The organism is Microcoleus sp. AR_TQ3_B6, assembly GCF_036702785.1.
GTDB lineage: Bacteria > Cyanobacteriota > Cyanobacteriia > Cyanobacteriales > Microcoleaceae > Microcoleus.
Genome location: NZ_JAUBVJ010000054.1, coordinates 1 through 17,785 on the forward strand (window position 1 = coordinate 1; position 17,785 = coordinate 17,785).

The 17,785-nt window shown below is 47.2% G+C and carries 15 protein-coding genes and 1 pseudogene; 9 read left to right on the plus strand and 7 right to left on the minus strand.

The genetic code is table 11. The features are described 5' to 3' along the window. From QUB56_RS23125 to QUB56_RS23135, 3 genes and pseudogenes are all read left to right on the plus strand, one after another. Nucleotides 1-129, plus strand: a pseudogene (locus QUB56_RS23125) (RNA-guided endonuclease TnpB family protein); the annotation flags it as partial. A gap of 198 nt (nt 130-327) precedes the next feature. After that, nucleotides 328-651, plus strand: a complete 324-nt coding sequence (locus tag QUB56_RS23130; protein WP_332958427.1) for a hypothetical protein — start codon at nt 328-330, stop codon at nt 649-651. Nucleotides 652-875: 224 nt separating this feature from the next. Then, a complete protein-coding gene (locus QUB56_RS23135) occupies nt 876-1,166 on the plus strand; it encodes a YggT family protein (RefSeq protein WP_332958429.1) in 291 nt (96 codons plus the stop codon). Between the two features lie 253 nt (nt 1,167-1,419). Here the strand turns inward: QUB56_RS23135 and QUB56_RS23140 are convergent, their stop codons facing one another. The 4 genes from QUB56_RS23140 to QUB56_RS23155 all read right to left on the minus strand — a co-directional run bounded on the left by QUB56_RS23140 (nt 1,420) and on the right by QUB56_RS23155 (nt 5,731). After that, on the minus strand, nt 1,420-1,851 hold the full coding sequence (locus QUB56_RS23140; RefSeq protein ID WP_332958430.1) for a hypothetical protein: 432 nt from the start codon (nt 1,849-1,851) through the stop codon (nt 1,420-1,422). Nucleotides 1,852-1,958: 107 nt separating this feature from the next. Continuing rightward, a complete protein-coding gene (locus tag QUB56_RS23145; protein ID WP_332958431.1) occupies nt 1,959-2,855 on the minus strand; it encodes a shikimate dehydrogenase in 897 nt (298 codons plus the stop codon). Nucleotides 2,856-3,197: 342 nt separating this feature from the next. Then, nucleotides 3,198-4,562 carry a P-loop NTPase fold protein gene (locus QUB56_RS23150; protein WP_332958432.1) on the minus strand — a complete coding sequence of 455 codons (1,365 nt, stop codon included), beginning with the start codon at nt 4,560-4,562 and terminating at the stop codon, nt 3,198-3,200. 488 nt (nt 4,563-5,050) lie between these two features. After that, entirely contained in the window at nt 5,051-5,731 is a 681-nt protein-coding gene (locus QUB56_RS23155) for a type 1 glutamine amidotransferase domain-containing protein (RefSeq protein WP_332958434.1), read from the minus strand. A 134-nt stretch (nt 5,732-5,865) separates the two neighbouring features. Here QUB56_RS23155 and QUB56_RS37380 point away from each other — a divergent pair, with 134 nt between their 5' ends. The 4 genes from QUB56_RS37380 (at nt 5,866) to QUB56_RS23170 (ending at nt 9,127) form a co-directional block, all read left to right on the plus strand. Continuing rightward, nucleotides 5,866-5,979 carry a helix-turn-helix domain-containing protein gene (locus QUB56_RS37380; protein WP_445243389.1) on the plus strand — a complete coding sequence of 38 codons (114 nt, stop codon included), beginning with the start codon at nt 5,866-5,868 and terminating at the stop codon, nt 5,977-5,979. Nucleotides 5,980-6,153: 174 nt separating this feature from the next. Beyond that, the gene (locus QUB56_RS23160; RefSeq protein WP_332958435.1) at nt 6,154-6,357 is read left to right on the plus strand and encodes a hypothetical protein; all 204 of its coding nucleotides are present in this window, start codon (nt 6,154-6,156) and stop codon (nt 6,355-6,357) included. Between the two features lie 819 nt (nt 6,358-7,176). Further along, a complete protein-coding gene (locus QUB56_RS23165) occupies nt 7,177-8,511 on the plus strand; it encodes an alkaline phosphatase PhoX (RefSeq protein ID WP_332958436.1) in 1,335 nt (444 codons plus the stop codon). A gap of 163 nt (nt 8,512-8,674) precedes the next feature. Next, nucleotides 8,675-9,127: a DUF732 domain-containing protein gene (locus QUB56_RS23170; RefSeq protein ID WP_332958437.1), complete on the plus strand. Its 453-nt coding sequence runs from the start codon at nt 8,675-8,677 to the stop codon at nt 9,125-9,127. Between the two features lie 76 nt (nt 9,128-9,203). On the opposite strand, the gene QUB56_RS23175 is transcribed toward QUB56_RS23170, so the two are convergent. Beyond that, complete coding sequence (locus QUB56_RS23175) at nt 9,204-10,082, minus strand: DUF6585 family protein (protein ID WP_332958438.1); 879 nt, start codon at nt 10,080-10,082, stop codon at nt 9,204-9,206. Nucleotides 10,083-10,373: 291 nt separating this feature from the next. Then, on the minus strand, nt 10,374-13,151 hold the full coding sequence (locus QUB56_RS23180; RefSeq protein ID WP_332958439.1) for a phycobilisome rod-core linker polypeptide: 2,778 nt from the start codon (nt 13,149-13,151) through the stop codon (nt 10,374-10,376). Nucleotides 13,152-14,042: 891 nt separating this feature from the next. Here QUB56_RS23180 and QUB56_RS23185 point away from each other — a divergent pair. Further along, on the plus strand, nt 14,043-15,326 hold the full coding sequence (locus QUB56_RS23185) for a class I SAM-dependent methyltransferase (protein ID WP_332958441.1): 1,284 nt from the start codon (nt 14,043-14,045) through the stop codon (nt 15,324-15,326). 537 nt (nt 15,327-15,863) lie between these two features. Further along, nucleotides 15,864-16,631: an FkbM family methyltransferase gene (locus QUB56_RS23190; RefSeq protein ID WP_332958442.1), complete on the plus strand. Its 768-nt coding sequence runs from the start codon at nt 15,864-15,866 to the stop codon at nt 16,629-16,631. 78 nt (nt 16,632-16,709) lie between these two features. Here QUB56_RS23190 and moaA read toward each other — a convergent pair whose 3' ends face one another. After that, a complete protein-coding gene (gene moaA, locus QUB56_RS23195) occupies nt 16,710-17,699 on the minus strand; it encodes a GTP 3',8-cyclase MoaA (protein WP_332958445.1) in 990 nt (329 codons plus the stop codon). Nucleotides 17,700-17,785 lie beyond the last annotated feature (86 nt).

Consider the following 17,785-nt stretch of genomic DNA (forward strand, 5'->3'; position numbering starts at 1 on the left):
GATAGAGACGTTGCAGCCGCTCAAGTAGTTCTGATTCGAGGACTTGCAGCCGTGGGACACACGGTCAAGATGCTTTCTGAGGGTAAAGCGATTGCGCTCCCGGCGATGAAAGAATCCCCGTCCTTATAGGGCGGGGAGTGTCAACTGACAACTAACCGACGTGATGCGCCTTTGGGCTTTTGTCCCTCCGGCTGATTTTCCCGATCGCCCTCTGAGTTCTTTAATCAAAAGTCTAAAATCTAAAATCGAACGATCGTCGGTCGGTTTCTCCAGCCAATAGTGTCAAAATAAACAAATCAAAGAAATATCGCGCAGTTGAGTTGAGCCATGAGCAATCGAGAGGGTTTTACAGGGGGATTTATTGCCGGAGCTGCTGTTGGCGGCTTGGTGGGTGCAGTTTTGGGCACGGTACTGTCGCGGCGCGCTGCTGAAGCTTTGCTGAGTGAACCTTCAGAAGCAAAGACAAGAAAGATCCGCCAGAGGAAAGCCAGTCAACTCGAAGCCGACAGCATGGAAGTAGCAAGGCTGAGTTTAGAAGATAAAATTGCTCAGCTAAATCAGGCAATAGATGACGTGCGGCTGCAACTGGGCGACGTAAACGGCAACGCGCCGGCGCCGGGCGGCTCGGGTTCGATCGCCCCTGACTCCTGAATCCATTTAAAATTTTAGATGAGTCTGGCAGATCGATGCGGGCGATCGGTCAACAGTCGCAGATTTCTCTCTTCATCTTTCCAGCTAAAAGGGGGAGACAGAAGGAACAAGGAACAACAAAAACCCTCCTGGTCTCCCCAACTCCGACTCGCCCCACTCCTCCAGCTATGCTAAACTCAAACTTAAAGTGTCTGTAAACTTTACTCGAACTACCACCAGAATATATGAGTTATTCCATAGGCCTTTTGGCAACCACGCTGTCCACATTTCTGCAAATCTATGTACTCCTAATGATTTTTAGGGTGCTGTTAAGCTGGTTCCCTAATATCAATTGGTATGACCCCCCATTTTCGATTTTGAGTCAGTTAACAGATCCTTACCTCAATCTATTCCGATCGATTATCCCCCCCTTAGGAGGGATTGACTTTTCGCCGATGATTGCATTTTTTGTACTTCAGTTCGGCTCGCAAATCTTGATCAGTCTTTTGACCAACTTGCAAACATCATTATTGTAGTTGGAAAAGCTTAAGTTTTTCAGCATCTAGCCTAAATTGTTTGGCAGACCTAGCAGCAGGCAACTAAATTTTAGATTTGAGATTTTGAGATGAACTCCCCGGTTGAAAAGCTGGGGAGTTACTCATACATTAAAAATGAGAAATTGCCAGCCACTCAACAATCTCAAATCTCAAATCTCAAACTGCATCGAGGTTTCACGGGCAGCCAACCCAACAGCTCTTTCTCAGCAATCTAAAATCTCAAATAGTTTCGTTAGCGACGAACCACGCCCGTAAAACCTGTAGCTTTAAATTGCTTGAGCTTCAAAGGTGTTCGTTGATTGGCGGCAACCGAAATTCTGAGCTGAAAATCGCTAACTCCGGGAGGAACTTCTTCTATAGAACCCAAGCGAGTCCGGTTTTGCATCACCGGATTGTCATCCGCATCATAAATGCGGCCGAAAATATCGGCATTGACCACTGGTTTGCCGGTGCTATTTTCAGCTTTCCCAGTAATCAAAAAGCAGTTAGCTTCCATAGAACTGCCGCTGGTGACTGTTCCTTCTCCCATTTCGGCAGGACATTCGCGATAAGAAAGGTCGGAAAGTTTAATCTGCGTCAGAGCCCAAGCAGGTGGAGTGTATACCAAACTAAAAATTCCGATCAGGCAAGTAGCAAAAAAAAGGCTGATAGCTCGAAATTTCATAAATCGCGGCGCAAGTATATTTTAATTCTCAGCTTAGCGCGAATTCAGGCTCAAATTCCTACTTATAGGAATTCTGAAAACTACAGCTACTTTTTCCAGAAATCGCATTAGTCTAGGCCTAAATGCTGCAGCAAGGCTTGGCGCATCACATCGACTGGGACGGATTCTCTATCCAGCCAAATTTTTAAGGCGGCTGCTCCTTGTTGAACTAGCATGGGGAGTCCGTCAATAGCTCGCGCTCCCCGAAGCTGTGCATCTTTGAGAAACTGGGTAGGATTAGGGGTGTAAATTAAATCGTAGACGATCGCACCTGCTTTTATTCGATCGATCGCACCCGAGGCAACCGGCGACTTTTCCCCATGCGGATACATCCCCACAGGCGTCGTGTTCACCAGCAAATCTGCCTGCGAGATTAACATTGACAAATTATCCCAAGTATGCACCTGCAAATTCTGCAGGGGCATCGGAGAATTGACCCAACTCTGCTGAAATTCCCCTAAATTTTGTTCGCTGCGGCCGACAACGTGAATCTCTGCACATCCCAATTGAGCGCATCCAGCCACAACAGCTCTCGCCGCCCCACCATTCCCCAAAATTACTGCTACTTTCTGACTCCAATCGAAACCCCCCCTAGCCCCAGAAGGGGGGGTTGGGGGGGTCTGCAGCGGCGCGAGAAAACCTTCAACGTCAGTATTTGTGCCGCACCAACCTTTGTCAGTCAGGTATACGGTATTGACTGCGCCGATCGAGCGGGCGATCGGGGAAACGGACGACAGCAGCGGTAAGATGGCTTGTTTGTGGGGAATCGTGATGCTAAATCCCCGAACGCCGATCGCCGCAAATCCTGCAAGAGCAGCTTTTAAATCCCCTGGTTTTACCGGAAACGGCAGGTAAACAAAATCGACTCCCAAGTGGGAAATAGCAGCATTGTGCATCGCCGGCGACAGAGAATGCTCGACGGGATGACCAATTACTCCCAACAGTTTAGTAGTGCCTTTAATCATTTTTGTTAGTTGAGTGTTGACGGTTGACCAAGAATTTCTTAATGGTACAAGCCCCCGGATTTATCCGTGGAATTAATCCCAAATCTCAAATCGAAAATCCTCAAGCCCCCGGATTTATCCGTGGGGTCAATCTAAAATCTAAAATCTAAAATCTAAAATCGATTGACTGTTAACGGTTGACTGTTGTGAGTTTTCATACCAGATCCTGCTACAATACCGCCCTTATTCTTTAGTCCCCCTCTGCTCGGACGAAAGTTTGACTCTCGACAGCGATTTCAATCGCCGAGTGACTCTCAACCGTCAACCGTCAACCGTCAACTGTCAACTGTCAACCGTCAACTGTCAACTGTCAACTGTTTGCCGAAACTCTTTGGCGTCAGCCAAAATCGGATTGACATCAAACCAGTAATCCTCGCCGTAACGGTATTCAAACACCCAGAGACTGCGCAGCAAGATTTGGTATTTAGTTTCCCCACTCACAGTTTTGGTAGCGGATACTTGGCGCAGCAATTTCCACTCATCGGGTTCGATAGCCAAAGTAAGCTGGTGGCGGCGCTGGACGATCACAGTTTCCAAAGTTTCCCGCGACAGAGGAGGGTCTTGTTTCTGCAGACAGCTATACAGCAGTTGCAGCAAATTGCGGACATGACCGCCGCTGACTCGACACAGGCGATCGAGAGTTTCCGCAGAGTCGAAAACTTGGCCGACCAAAGCATAGCGCTGCTTCGGGTCCACCGTCGGAAAAGCCCGCGCCAGAACCATCTGCTGCAGCAATTCCACACCCTCAGAGCACTCAGAACCGTCGCTCAACTGCACCGGCACCATCGGCAAAACCTTCGGATCTACCCCAAATCGATTGGTCAACTGGCCCAAATCGTTAGAGAAAATCAGCACCAAGGGAATTGTATACACGACATGGCAATTTAGTCTTGCCAACTGTTCGCCGCGATCGACAAACAGGTATTCCGGCTGCAGCCGCCCCGTCGGTTTTGCGCACAGGTGTATGCGATCGAGATTGTCAATAATTACTACAAGTCCTTGTTTCCCTTGGCGTTTGAGTTCTTGATTAGCCGGCTCCAGCAACTCCTTATTCAGTGCATCTAAAATTACGTTAGTTCGCGGCTCCAAATATTGCCTCAACTCCGATCGCAGATTCGGAGCATCTTTCGCCTTAGCAGTAATTTTGCCAATTCCCAACGCCAGAGAAAATTCTCCCTCCGTGCTGGCATTTATTTCCCCAACACCAGGGATATTAGCTTCAGCGCTCAAGTCTATTTGAGTTTGAAAAACATCAGCAACCCCTTTGAGCAAAGCTTTAAAACCAGTCGGTTGCAGCTTGATTTTCATTTTCTCGACGCTTTCGCTCACCTGACGAGCAACGCTCAACAAAATATCAGTGATATCTACATCTGCCATGTCTAAGTCTTTACTCGACTCAAAGTAAACAACATGAAATCCTTGTTGCTGCAATTGAGCTTGCAGCCGCAGCAATTCTGTTGATTTACCAGAGCCGATGTGACCGGTGAATAATTGACAGGTAGGTGCATCGGGGGACAGACGGCTGATGGTGCGCTCCAATTGTTCTACGATTGTGCCGCCCCGCACTGATGAGAAATCGATATAGTATTGTCGGTCTTCTTGATTTGCTACTGCCAGGGTGTAGCTGGGATTGCAGGCTCTATAAAATTTCTGTAAATTTAGTTCCATACCCTGTTCCATTTTTCACAACATTATGCCCTAATAGCTTATTCATTTCGCTCTGGTAATAATCAGCACAATTCCCCCACTTATTCTGATGTTTTATGGGGTTCTCAATATCTTGATTCCTCCCCAAACCAGCACTCTCAAATTATACGTAATTTTTGCGTCCTGGGAATGAATGGAATTTACTAATACCCCATAAATAAGTAATTTATCTTCTTACAGCGAGCGCGACTTCATTGACATCACAGACGAAAAACGGGCAGTAATGTTCTCGGATAAAAGTGGGTATTTGAGTACGGTTAACCGCCGACAAAAAAACAGGTAGTAATTAGCTATCCTGAAACCAGATTTTTTTAATAATACCATCGCCATTTTCCGAGTAGGTTGGGTAGGAGTGCCCCCACCCAACCTAGTTTCTTACAGCATTTTGGCTTAGACGCGAAGGTGTTGTTTAAGAAACCGGGTTTCTCGGTGCGATCTTTTTTTGAGATCTACTTATTTTTTATCAATTCTACCATTTTGTGACCGACACCTGCGGCCGAAGCGGGGTTTTGGCCTGTAACCAGCCTCTCGCTGACGACAACATGAGGCTGAAAATTAGGAACTTTCGTATAATTAGCGCCGCGTTCAATTAATTTCGACTCCAGCAAAAACGGCACTACTTCAGTCAGTCCCACAGCGGTTTCCTCTTCATTAGTAAAAGCAGCCACAGTCTTATTTGCAACCAGGTACTCACCATCCGACAACTTAAGATTAACTAAAGCCGCCGGTCCGTGACAGACAGCACCGACAATGCCACCTGCTTCGTAAATAGCAGCAGCAATCTCAGCAAGTTCCTGGTTATCCGCAAAATCCCACATTGTACCGTGTCCCCCAGCGTAGAAAATAGCGCCATATTCTGCGGGGTCAATTTGTGCAGGATTGAGAGTATTTTCCACTCGCGCCACCTGTCGGAAATCCTCTAAAAAAGCCTGATTTAGCGGGTCTTCTAAATCAACCCCAACCATTGGAGCTTTACCGCCTTTGGGGCTGACAAAATCTACCGTTAATCCTGCCTGAGTAAATGCGTCCAATGGATGCGTCACCTCTGGGAGATAAAAACCCGTTTCTTTACCAGTGTCGCCCAGTGTATCGTGGCTGGTTAAAACCATCAAAATTTTTTGGCTAGTCATCGTCTATTCCTTTTACTATCAGGTATGCTTGTGCCTGTTCGATCGTAGGTCGAATTTATCTAAAATACAAATTATAAAATTTTAGAGCTGGTATAAATCTATTTAGGATTAACTTTGAATGGTATCGCAGCTCGATCGAGGTTTACCGCCTGGGAACCGTATCGGAGGTCGCCCAAGTTCTCCACCTCACGCAACCGGCTGTTAGCCAACACGTCGCAGCAAGAGAGTCAATCGATTTTAGATTTTAGATTTTAGATTGAAGCATTGACCCCACGAATAAATACGTTAGGCAAGTTTCATCGGATACAGGTTTTTTATTTCCCCGGTCCTGAGTCTGCTTTCGGAATGAATCCGGGGGCTTGTATCCTGGATGCTTTCGGTCAGCTTTGGGAAATCCCTTTTTTCAAAGGACTCCGAGGCGGATGGTTCCCACGGAAGCGGGACAAAAACTTTATACTGAAGTTGCTGGTGCGATGAGAAACTCGAATCAATTCCGCACAAAAACTCAACCGCCGAAACTCCACAAACCCTCAGAATCGGTACGCCCCAATAATTTTTTACCGATCGGCTTCAGGGTCAATTACCGCAGGACGATCGCACTTTTTACACTGTACAATTTGGGTTGACAGCAGAGTTAATCGAACGACTCAAAGCCGGAAAGCTAGACATTTTAATTGCTACCAAAAAAAATATCTGCTCCGATCTAGTCGGGCCACCAAATGCTTGGAACGGCTATTATCCAGGTAGATATTGAAAAAATAGAAGCTGTTAAATAAATTGTAGAAACTTGCGACAGTAAAAAATGAATAAACCCACTAAAGGACATAAATATTAGTGAATTATCTCAAATGTTACCGTTAATATAGCAATCCTAAATGATTCTACTCGTTACCAGGCAGAGCCTGGTAACGCAGATCCGGAGGCTCTGCCTCGCGAAAATCGAGGCAGAGCCTCGGGACATTGATTAACCCTCTTCTGTCACTCTGGGAAAATAAAAATAAGAGCCCAATTTTTAACTGTAGATATAGCGAGCATTTGAGCGTTTATTTTCTAACAGAATGGCTGAAATCAAGATTTTTGGTAAAAGTCTTATTCTATAAGCCTTCCAGATTATTTTTTGCCGAAAGTGACAGAAGAGGGTTAAGAGGCGTTTAGCCTGGAAGTTATTGAAACTGATTTAGGATTGCTATAGACATACATTTTATTTTATAAAAACGTCTTGGTAGAAATCCGATTAAGGTTCTGTATCCAACAATACCCTACTCAACAAAAACACCAACTGGCTGAACAGACAGAGCAACGAACAGCCAGGTTGGCCACGCAATTACGAGCCGCTGGGATTGAGTTTGAACAGCAATGAGACCACCTTAATGAGAAGTTAAACCAACCTTATCTTGGTCTTGATGCAGGTTTAGTATGCTTTGTTTAATTCACCGGAAAAGCTGATGCAACTATCACGACGAAAGTTTTTTACCTTAGCAGGAGCGAGTGCTGCTGGCACTTTGATGATGTCTCCTCTACAAGCGCTTTATGCCAAAAAGGCGAATCGTGAATCAGTATTTGGAGGAGGGTATGGGCCCCTCGTACCCGATCCGAATGGATTGTTAGATTTACCCCGTAGGTTTAAGTATGAGGCTTTTTCACGAACGGGCGAGATCATGAGCGACGGTTCCCCTGTGCCCGGTGGTCACGATGGCATGGCGGCTTTCCCAGGTCCCCAAAACACGGTGATTCTGGTTCGCAATCACGAACTGAGTCCGAATTCTACAACAGAAGTTGTGGGTCGAAATCCTTACGATCCTCTTTGCAAAGGGGGGACAACCACACTACAGGTTGGACGAAATCGTCAGCTCCTCAACCACTACGCTTCGCTTAGCGGCACCTATCGAAATTGTGCGGGCGGTCCGACTCCCTGGGGTTCTTGGATTACTTGCGAGGAAAATATCTCGACTGTGGCGACTAATCAACCAGGCAATCCGACAAATGTCTCGAAATCTCACGGCTACAACTTTGAAGTTCGGGCTAGGGCAAGGGCTCCTGTGAATCCCGTACCTTTAGTTGCGATGGGACGGTTTAACCATGAAGCTGTGGCGTGCGACCCCACAACCGGAATTGTCTACCAAACTGAAGACCGAGCAGATAGCCTCTTCTATCGCTTTCTGCCATATGAACGCAACAATTTAAGGGCAGGGGGTACTCTGCAAGCCCTGAAGATTAAGGATAGGCCTCAGGCACAGACTTTTGCAGGCTTTCCCCAGCGCGAACCGATACCGGTGGAATGGGTGACAATTGACAATCCTGACCCTGCTACGGATACGGTACGGGTCGAAGGTTTCAGTAAAGGTGCTGCCCAGTTTGCTCGTGGGGAAGGCGTCTGCTACGGCAATGGTGAAGTTTACTTCTGTTGTACGAACGGTGGCTCTGTTGAGGCCAATGGCACACCGAACGGATTTGGTCAGGTTTGGCGGTATCTTCCCGAGCAAGATACGATCGAACTTTTTGTTGAGGCTACATCGGCTGACGAACTCGATGGTCCTGACAACATTGTTGTGGCACCTCATGGCGATCTGATCATTTGCGAAGATGGCAATGATGAGCAGTTCGTGGTGGGCGTAACTCCCAACGGGGAACTGTATCATCTGGCAAAAAATGCTATCAACGATCGGGAGTTTGCCGGAGTCTGCTTCTCGCCGGATGGTCGAACTATGTTCGTTAATCTCCAAACCCCAGGCATCACGTTTGCGATTTGGGGTCCTTGGAACTCTCAACCAGGAGCATAACATTACATTACTGCCTTATAGTGCGAGCAGTTTATTTGCCTGTAAAACGCTCTTGTGTTCGCACTATGGAGAATATTGTGAATCACGCCGCATTCTGGCAACATCCGGTGTGGGTTTTCTATAAGCCTATGAAAGTTAACGGTTTGTGGGAGTTTGAAGAGTCGTGCAATACCTGGGCCAGTCGAAACGAGTGTTTTATTCTTTGGTAATGATGTCGATCGCCTTTGGCGTTGATTTATCTCAATCTAGGGATTCAGTCGCTCAAATACCCGTTGATTACGTTTGCTATATACAGACGAGTGATGGTCGAACGATCGATTTAGGTAAGCTTTGTGGAAGTAGTGGCAGAAGCCGCCCGATCGCTTTAGGGCCAAATGACCAAGCCTTTCTTAATAGTTACCAACGAGCGTTGAGCAAACGGCTCAATTCATCCTCATCCGATGCCCTGTCTCGCGTTCAGCGAAATCCCCAAGCTGCTATCCAACGTGCGCGCGGGATATGTAATGCGCTCAGTGGGGGAATGTCGATCGACTTGCTGCAACCTCAAGGCAATGCTGAAGTTGATGCGCTTAACGCTCTGGCTCCTAAATATTACTGCCCTGAGTTTGACGACTGAGCAAGGAAGTCTCAGTGGAGCGGTCGCACTCCCACAGATAACTGAACCGAACCGGAGCCTTTCCGGAAGCAGATAGCTATGCTTGAAAGTACCCTTGCTGTCTAAGGAAACTGATGAGAACCTGAACATTGGGTACATCCGCAACTAGAATTGGGACTGTATCTCTATATGTAGCTCTAGCTATAGATGTAGCTATATGTATTTTGCCTTGCCTGAAGCTAACATGACCAACCGTTGACCAAGGGATGCCTTGTCCATAAATCACAATTCCCTTTTTATGAAGACGGATAGCACCAAATTCAAGAGTATAGCCCTGATTATAAGCAGCGATCGCCTGTGGGAGTTGATGTTGGACTACCAGTACCTGCAATTTGTCCGCAAGATCTTCGGAGATACTAAGCAGTTTACCTGTGGGAAATTCTAGAGTGTAGGTACGACTCACCTCTACTGAAGTAAATAAAAATCTACGATATCGGCTCTCTTGCCAAATTTGTAACTCCTCATAATGTGCAGATAGTCGATTGTTTGGTTGCTCGTAAACAATGCCGTGTTCATAAACCAATATATTGTGTTTTATATGCTGAATTGTCCGATAAATTATCCCTATTCCGCCTCCGATACAAAAAATACTTGTTGTCAGTTTAAATAAAAAAGACACGCTAGTAGTAAGGATGAATCCTCCAATAATTAAAAGTATAGGAGCTACAATAATTGCTTTAATCCATCCTGGAAAACTACCACTCCTATATTGTTCCAAAAAGTTTCCTAACAAATGAGGATCGTTTTGAATTACGGATACTTTAGTTGGGGGCAATTGAGGTGGTTCAGTTAAGCCACGCCTTTGTATTTCGACTCTAATTACCTCTTGAGCTTCTTCTGTGTAATCAGAAATTACTCTAGCAGCAAACTCTAGTTCTCGATCGCTTTTCTGTTGCCATATTTCTTCAAGTGTCACAGTCAACTCCTATCTTAATAAATTTTGTTTATACAGTAGAAATTTTCAATTATAACGACTATGTTTGCTGTCTAACTTAAGCATTACTTTATTTCCCAATTGTTCTTTCCAAGGTTTTGCCCATCTGGGAATCTCCGGGTCGTCGCTGTTGCGGTACTCATCAGCCCTTTGGATTCATTTTAACTGGATGCTCAATGCCCGATCGCCCTCTACCAAAAATCCCCCGCTACAGCATTACTATAGCGAGGGATTTTTGTCAACCTACAAAATCAACTTTCTTGCAGTTTGTTGTTAGCTTCTGTCAGTAGCAGCTACTGGTTCAAAGCTTGGAACCACCAACTCACCATTCTGCTTGGTGAGTAGATTGTACAGCCGTTCGGTATTCGGGAAATTCGCAGCAGGCAGAGTCGGGAAGCGACGGTAAGGAACAGTATCCTCGCCAAACGCCTCGGCATATTCAACACTGTTCAACATCGCGTTGATAAAGCCCTTAATCCCTTTACTTGCCAAGATTTGGTTGTAGGTCCGAATCTCCGCTTGATTGCGGGGAGCGCGGCCTAAGAAGTGCTTGGTTCCCAACTCAATCACCTTAGTATTGGGATAAGGTGCGTAGAACTGTTTAACGTACAGCGAGGAGCAGCCCAAAGCCTCAATGAACTCCTTGAGATTGATTTCATTGTTGCCCAGTTTGCTTTCCAGCGCCGTGAATTCATTCTTCACAACATACGGGTTGATGTCGCGCTCAAAAATTTGACGGTAAGCAGCTTGAATTAAAGTTTTCAAAGCTACTTTGTCCGAAGTATTCGTCAGCTTGAACACCTTAGTTTGTTCGCGCCGCTTGCTGACACCTTGAGCGAGGCGAGTTTGCAACTCGAAATCGCCCCGATCGCCTGCTGCACCCAGTTCAATAAACCGAGGAGTTTCTGGCGTCTGAGCTTGGACATTTTGCTCAGCGACGGAACCCGATCGCATCGTCCGCATCGACAAACCACCGGGAGTCACATAGCGCTCGTAGGGTACCGTATCTTCCCCGAAAGCTTCGTTGTACTCCAGACTGTCGATGATGCTATCAACCAGGGCATAGAAACCCTTCTTAGCGCAAATATCAAAGTAAGCGTTCATTTCCTGGCGGCCGTAGGTAGGGCGTCCCAGGAGTCGGCGGTGAATGTACTCGATCGCCTTACAAACGTAGAGCTTGCTCCAGTACATATTGCGGAACACGTCTGACTTCGCCAACATCCGAATAAACTCGCGCATCGTAATGTCGCCGTTTTCCAGCTTAATTTCCGCCACCTTTTGGCGCTGGCCGTCGAACACGTCGCGACCGAACACTTGCAGGTAAGCTGCTCGAATCACCGCTTGAGTCGAACTTTCGCTAAATTTGACACTAGAACTGTTGCTGTAGCTGCTAGAGACACCGCGGGCAGTTTTCTTGGAAGCCACATAGCCGCCTGGTAACTGGTCTAGTTTAAAGACCTTAGGGCCCAGAGAGCCTGGAGCCTTACCGCGAGCTTCCGGGTTGCTCAATTGATTTTCAATCCCCGCACCTTGACGGATCAGGATACGGCGAGTGTCTTTGCCGAAGGGAGCTGGACGGTTTTTGGGGTTGCGAGTTTCTTTCGGGAAAATCGCGCCGAACTGAATTTCTAAGGGGTCATTGCCAATACCGTAAACGTGCTGGTCTGGTAGTGGCTGAGTGTAGCCCGCAAACAAGGTGATGAACTGAGGAACCTTGCGGAACGGAGCGCTGAAATTGAACAAATCAATTTGCGGACCCCAGTTGCGACATTCCTGAGCTTCTTGGCCCAAACCGCGCAGGTAAGGCACTGTTTCTTCGCCGAAGTAGTCGGAATATTCCTGGGAATAAACCATCGCGTCTACGAGAGCTGCCAGGCCGCCTTTGGTGACGATCGCAAAATACTTGCTAAATTCCTCCCGCGAGCTCAAACCGCGGCCTAGGAAGTGACGGGCGGCCAATTCTACAGCGCGGCTGTTGACAAACGGCTCGTAGAATTGCTGGCGGTACAGAGGAGATTTGCCAAGGCGACGAATAAACTCTTTCATCGAGATTTCGCCATTTTTGACCTTGGATTCCAAGTCAGAAATGCTTTGGCTGTATGCGCGGCTAATGTCGCGCTCAAAAACTTGACGGTAAGCTGCTTTGACTACTTCTATCTTTTCGGCCGACGACAGACCGGTTTTCATGACGAATTTCGACCGTCGCTCGGATGCGTTGAAGTAGATTTGGGGCAGTTGTAGCCCTTGCTGGTCGTTGCTTTCGCGCTGCCGCACCTTGTCTGAAGGTGTGGGAGCTTTGAATTCGGTAATTGCTACGTCGAAATACTGTCCGACGATCGCACTTGCCTCTGCATTGTTTCTGAAATAGCCCAAAGATGCTGCCTTCATTTCCTGCATTGCCACAATTGTGGCCGCCGAAGAGCAAGCATTTTCGATGATTTCCCGCAATCCGCGCACGTTCACCGAAATAATGTTCGGGTCGCCCGCGACAATTGCGTAGGTGATGTAGCGCAAAAACCAGCTCAAGTCGCGCAGAGATTTGGTCATGTTGCCCGGGCCGTAGCGCGAGACATTGATCGGCTGGAATCCTGCTGGGATTGGGCCGCTGTAGCCGCCACCGTTGCCAGAAAACAGATTTGCCAGCCCCAAGAATCCGCCGCCGCCGCCACCGCCGCCGCCGCCGCCGGAGCGACTTTCAACGTAGGTGACAGTTCCCAGTTTCATGCCTTCAGAGACATTCCCCGAACCGCCACGACTCGCTGCTGCTACAGCCATCGCAGGTTCTTGCGGTCTTTCCAAGAATGCCAGCGGGGAACCGCCCGTAAAAATCCGGTTGGCTGCGCGGGATACTATCAGTTCCGAGTTTTGGGTCAGCGTCGCAGAGATTTCGATCCGCAGAGTCCCTGAACTGAAATAACTTGCTAGTTCGCTGAGTTCGCCCCGCTGTAGGAAGCGGTCTTGCTGTTCTGCTTGCGAAATTGTTGCGACCGGTACAGTTTGATATAGTTGCGGACGCGCAACCGAGCTTCCACCACTTGCTTTTACAGTCATTGGACTCTTTCGCTCCCTATCTAAATCGTTTTAGCATTTACCCAGACTAACCCTGCCTTCTCATGCAGTTGACGCTCACCGCCCGATGATCGAACGTGCGGTGATTCTTGGGCTGATTCTGCCATTAGTTCCCTCTGGTCTTACGAAGCATTCTTGAGTCTTACAACTCACTCCTCAAGCTTAAATTTCCGTGCGCCCCACGGTATTTGTTTGCCAGTCTTTCCCGAAGCCGTCCTAGAAGGACGGGGCTTTCAACCCAATTTCTCGGTAAAAGGTCAAAGTAGCTATTTTTGCTTTGTTTACTTTTTGCCTTTACCTGTCACGAGGTTCGGGCGCGCTTACTTTCTTAGATTAAAATGTTTTGGTTTCATCTTTCTGCCTGCCGGGAAATGTCCGGTCAGAAGGCAGGCACGGGGTACTCCCTCCGCTGCGCTCCGCCCGTACACCCGTGGAAAAAAAGACTCGGCAGGAGAGTTGCCTTTGGGCGATTGCAGCCAGTGCCGTCAATTAAGGGAAAAGAAAATCAAAAATTTTCTTCTGCCTTTTTCTGGGCGTTTAACTTTCTGCTTAAAGACGCCTCCGATTTACCCGAAAGGTCAGCGGTGGGTTATGGACAGTCCTTGTTTGTTAAAAAGCCTGTCGAGATTTATTGTATAGATTTAAGAGAGCGTATATGAGAAAAAATGATAAGTTTTATTACGCAGAAGCTGTCAGGGCTTGGGAATCAGGGGTTAGTCGATCGCCCGATGCCTTTCTTTCAGGCTTGCCCAACGGTCGCGAAGCGACACGAAAGGTTGCGAGTAACGAAGCAATAGAATTGCATCGCGTACCGCTGTTGGCCCGAAGGCTACTGACAACCCATCTCAAAACCCACGCACTATTACCTCACCTATGGATACTACGCCTGATATCAGTGCTGCCGTGCGGCGGCTTTACGATACTTTCCCTTTCCCGCCCGATCCTTTGTCAGATGAACCGCCGCCTGGGTACAACTGGCGGTGGAGTTGGCCGGATGCTTACAATTTTTGCACCGGGCAAAAGCCGCCAAAACTGGATATTCGGATTTTAGATGCTGGCTGCGGCACTGGTTCAAGCACCGATTATCTGATTCACCTCAATCCTGAAGCAACGGTTACGGCGATCGACCTGAGTGCGGGTGCTTTGAAAGTAGCACAAGAACGCTGTCGGCGATCCTCTTCGAGGGCAACGCTTACGGGGGCGCGCGAAGCAAATTTTCGCCACCTCAGCCTGTACGATGCCGCCGAGTTAGAGGGCGAGTTTGATTTGATCAACTGCGTGGGCGTGCTGCACCACTTACCCGATCCGATCCGGGGCATTCAAGCGCTGGCGGCGAAGTTGGCCCAGGGCGGTTTGATGCACATTTTTGTGTATGCTGAGCTCGGACGCTGGGAAATTCAACTCATGCAAAGGGCGATCGCACTTCTCCAAGGCCCGAAAAAAGGTGACTATGCCGATGGCGTCAAAGTCGGTCGTCAAATCTTTGCTTCTTTACCAGAAAACAACCGTCTTGTCAAGTACGAAAAACAGCGTTGGGCAGGAGAAAATCAGCGAGACGAATGTTTTGCTGATATGTACGTTCACCCGCAGGAAATTGACTACAATATTGAGACTTTGTTCGAGTTAATCGACGCTTCGGGATTGGAATTTATCGGTTTTTCAAATCCGGGATATTGGCAGTTAGAAAGACTTTTGGGGAAAGCGCCGGAATTGATAGAAAGAGCTCGGGGTTTGACGGAACGAGAGCTTTATCGATTAATTGAATTGTTGGATACGGAAATCACTCATTACGAGTTTTTCTTGGGCAAAAAGCCTGTTAATAAAATTGATTGGTCGGACGATCAGGCACTTTTGGCGGCAATTCCAGAGTTGAGTCGTTGTATGCACGGTTGGCCTAGTCAACAAGTGTTTGATTGCAACTATCAATTGATCAATTTGTCAAGTGCGGAATTTGAGTTTTTGCAAGGTTGTTTACCCCCCCCAGCCCCCCCTTATCAAGGGGGGGAGAAAGAGGGGATCCCTTACCAAGGGGGGGAGAAAGAGGGAAGCCCGTCTGGTAAAAGCATAGGGGAGATTTTGGCGGATGTGGAGATTGGATTGGATGGAGTGCGATCGATCTTGTCAAAACAGCTAATTTTGCTAACACCGAAATTATAGGGCTTTTTAATTATTTGAACGAACCCCGAAGACGCGAAGTGCGCGCAGGAAGAACTGCATCTCTTTCTTTCTCTTCCTTCGCGCACTTCGCGACGAAAGCGGTTCATTTAATCTTACTCCATTACTGACTCCCGGTAAAATCCCAAATGGATTGACACAGGCCCCCCTCAGCAGCTAGGCTTTGAAGCGAGAGGTTGCTTTGCCTGTAGAGGAAGTAGCCCGCCTCGCCCAAAAATAAAGAGGGAACCTCGCCTGGGCTAGGTAAAGGAAAGAAGACTGTTGGGGAGATTTTGGCGGATGTGGAGATGGGATTGGATGGAGTGCGATCGATCTTATCAAAACCGCTACTATTGCTAACACCAGGTGGTCAAATCTAATTGAGTAGTTGTCATTCACAAGCGAAGCGAAAAATCTCATATGCTTTGGGCGGGCTCAGGAGCCCACGCCACAATCAAATTAACTCTTTGTGGAACAGGCCCGAAAGCCTGTTCTGAGAGCAGTCAATTATCCTGAATAAATAATAAAAAGGGATTAGTCATGAGAAAACAAACTTTACAAACTTTGCGTAAACTACTCCAAAAAAACAACCCGGTAATTTTAGAAATAGGGGCATGCACCGGCGAAGACTCCCTAGCTTTCCTCAGAGAATTTTCCGACATTCAATTGCATTGTTTTGAACCCGATCCGCGCTCCGGAAAAATACATCAAAACACAGTCAAGGATGCGCGATGCCAATTACATCAAATTGCCATATCAGACGTAGATGGAGAAGCAGAATTTTACCTGAGTACCGGCTCCAATGAGGAAACGGGCGACCCTTCAGAATGGCTCGAATCTTCTTCACTCAAAACTCCAAAAAATCATTTAAAAATCTACCCTTGGTGTAAGTTTAAGGAAAATACAGTAAAAGTGCCAACGCGCAGCTTAGATAGTTGGTTTGCAGAACAAGATATCGATCGAATTGACTTAATTTGGGCTGACGTACAAGGCGCAGAGGAAAACTTGATTAAAGGAGCAGTTAAAACCTTGTCTCATACCAAGTATTTTTACACAGAGTTTGAAGATGGCGAATTCTATGAGGGACAAATCACACTTCAACAGATAAAGGCTTTAGTTCCCAAGTTTAAAGTTATTGGCCTTTTCTACAACAACGTATTATTTAAGAATACTGAAATCCCCGATTCAGCCGTTAATACAATTGACCAAATAGTTTGGCCTTGGGATCTTTTTCCACCCAGAGCGGTACTGCAATTCCTCACAAAAAAGCTCAAATCAAAAGTTAAATCCCTCATAGGTAAGGCTTAAGCAGAAATTGAGGCAGATTTTTGTGAACTAACTATAACAGACATCAAAGCCTACCTTACTTTTCCGACAGATAGATAATTAGCCGCCAATTTGAGACATTGTGCGGCTATAATTTCCTTGAGTAGTTCCAGAATCTCGCTGCTTGAAATTAATCTCCGGTTTAATATTCAATATCTGCTGCACTCGATCGCGCAATTCGCTGGTAGGAGTCCCACCACGCAGAGCAGTTTTTAAGTCAATTTGCCCGGTTTCGTTCAGCAGACAAGGCCGCAGCCACCCGTCAGCAGACAAACGCATCCGGTTGCAGCGATCGCAAAAACACTCGGACATTTGGCTAATAAATCCTAAAGTGCCTTTCGCCCCCGGAATTTGAAACACATCCGCCGGCCCATTTCCGCGCACTCCCGACTCGGCTAACCCGTATTTGTCGTTAATTTGTTGCCGCAATTGGGCAGATGCTACCCAACCCTTATCGCCAAATAAATCCCCATTGCCGATCGGCATAAACTCAATAAAACGAACGTGCCAATTCCGGTTAATAGTTAATGCAGCCAAATCCAATATTTCGCTGTCATTCACACCGGGAATTACCACAACATTGAGTTTCAGCGGGTCGAATCCTGCTTGATAAGCCGCTTGAATTCCCTCCCAAACCTGCGTCCACCGCGATCGTCCCCGACTGCCAATTATCTTATCAAAAGTCTCCGGTTCCAGCGAATCCAAACTAATATTAATCCGGCGCAAACCAGCATTGTAGAGATTTTGGGCCATGGACGCCAGCAAAAAGCCATTAGTTGTCATTGACAAATCTCGCGTTTGGGGCATCGAGGCGATCGACCTCACCAAGTCCACCACCCCAGGGCGCAGCAGCGGTTCCCCACCCGTCAACCGAAACTTAGTAAATCCCACGGGTATAAAAACTTCCCGCAGCAGAGTTAGCAATTCCGAGTGAGTTAACAACTGCTGCTGCAATACATAGTCCAACTCGCTACCTTCCGGCATACAGTAGAGACAGCGGAAGTTGCAGCGGTCTATTAAACTAATCCGAAGGTAGTCTACGGTATCCATGTCAATAGTTTGTAATATTATTTAATTATAAATGCCGGTCGCATTTTCTGCAATTATTGATAAAAAGTAAAAAACCTGCATCGATT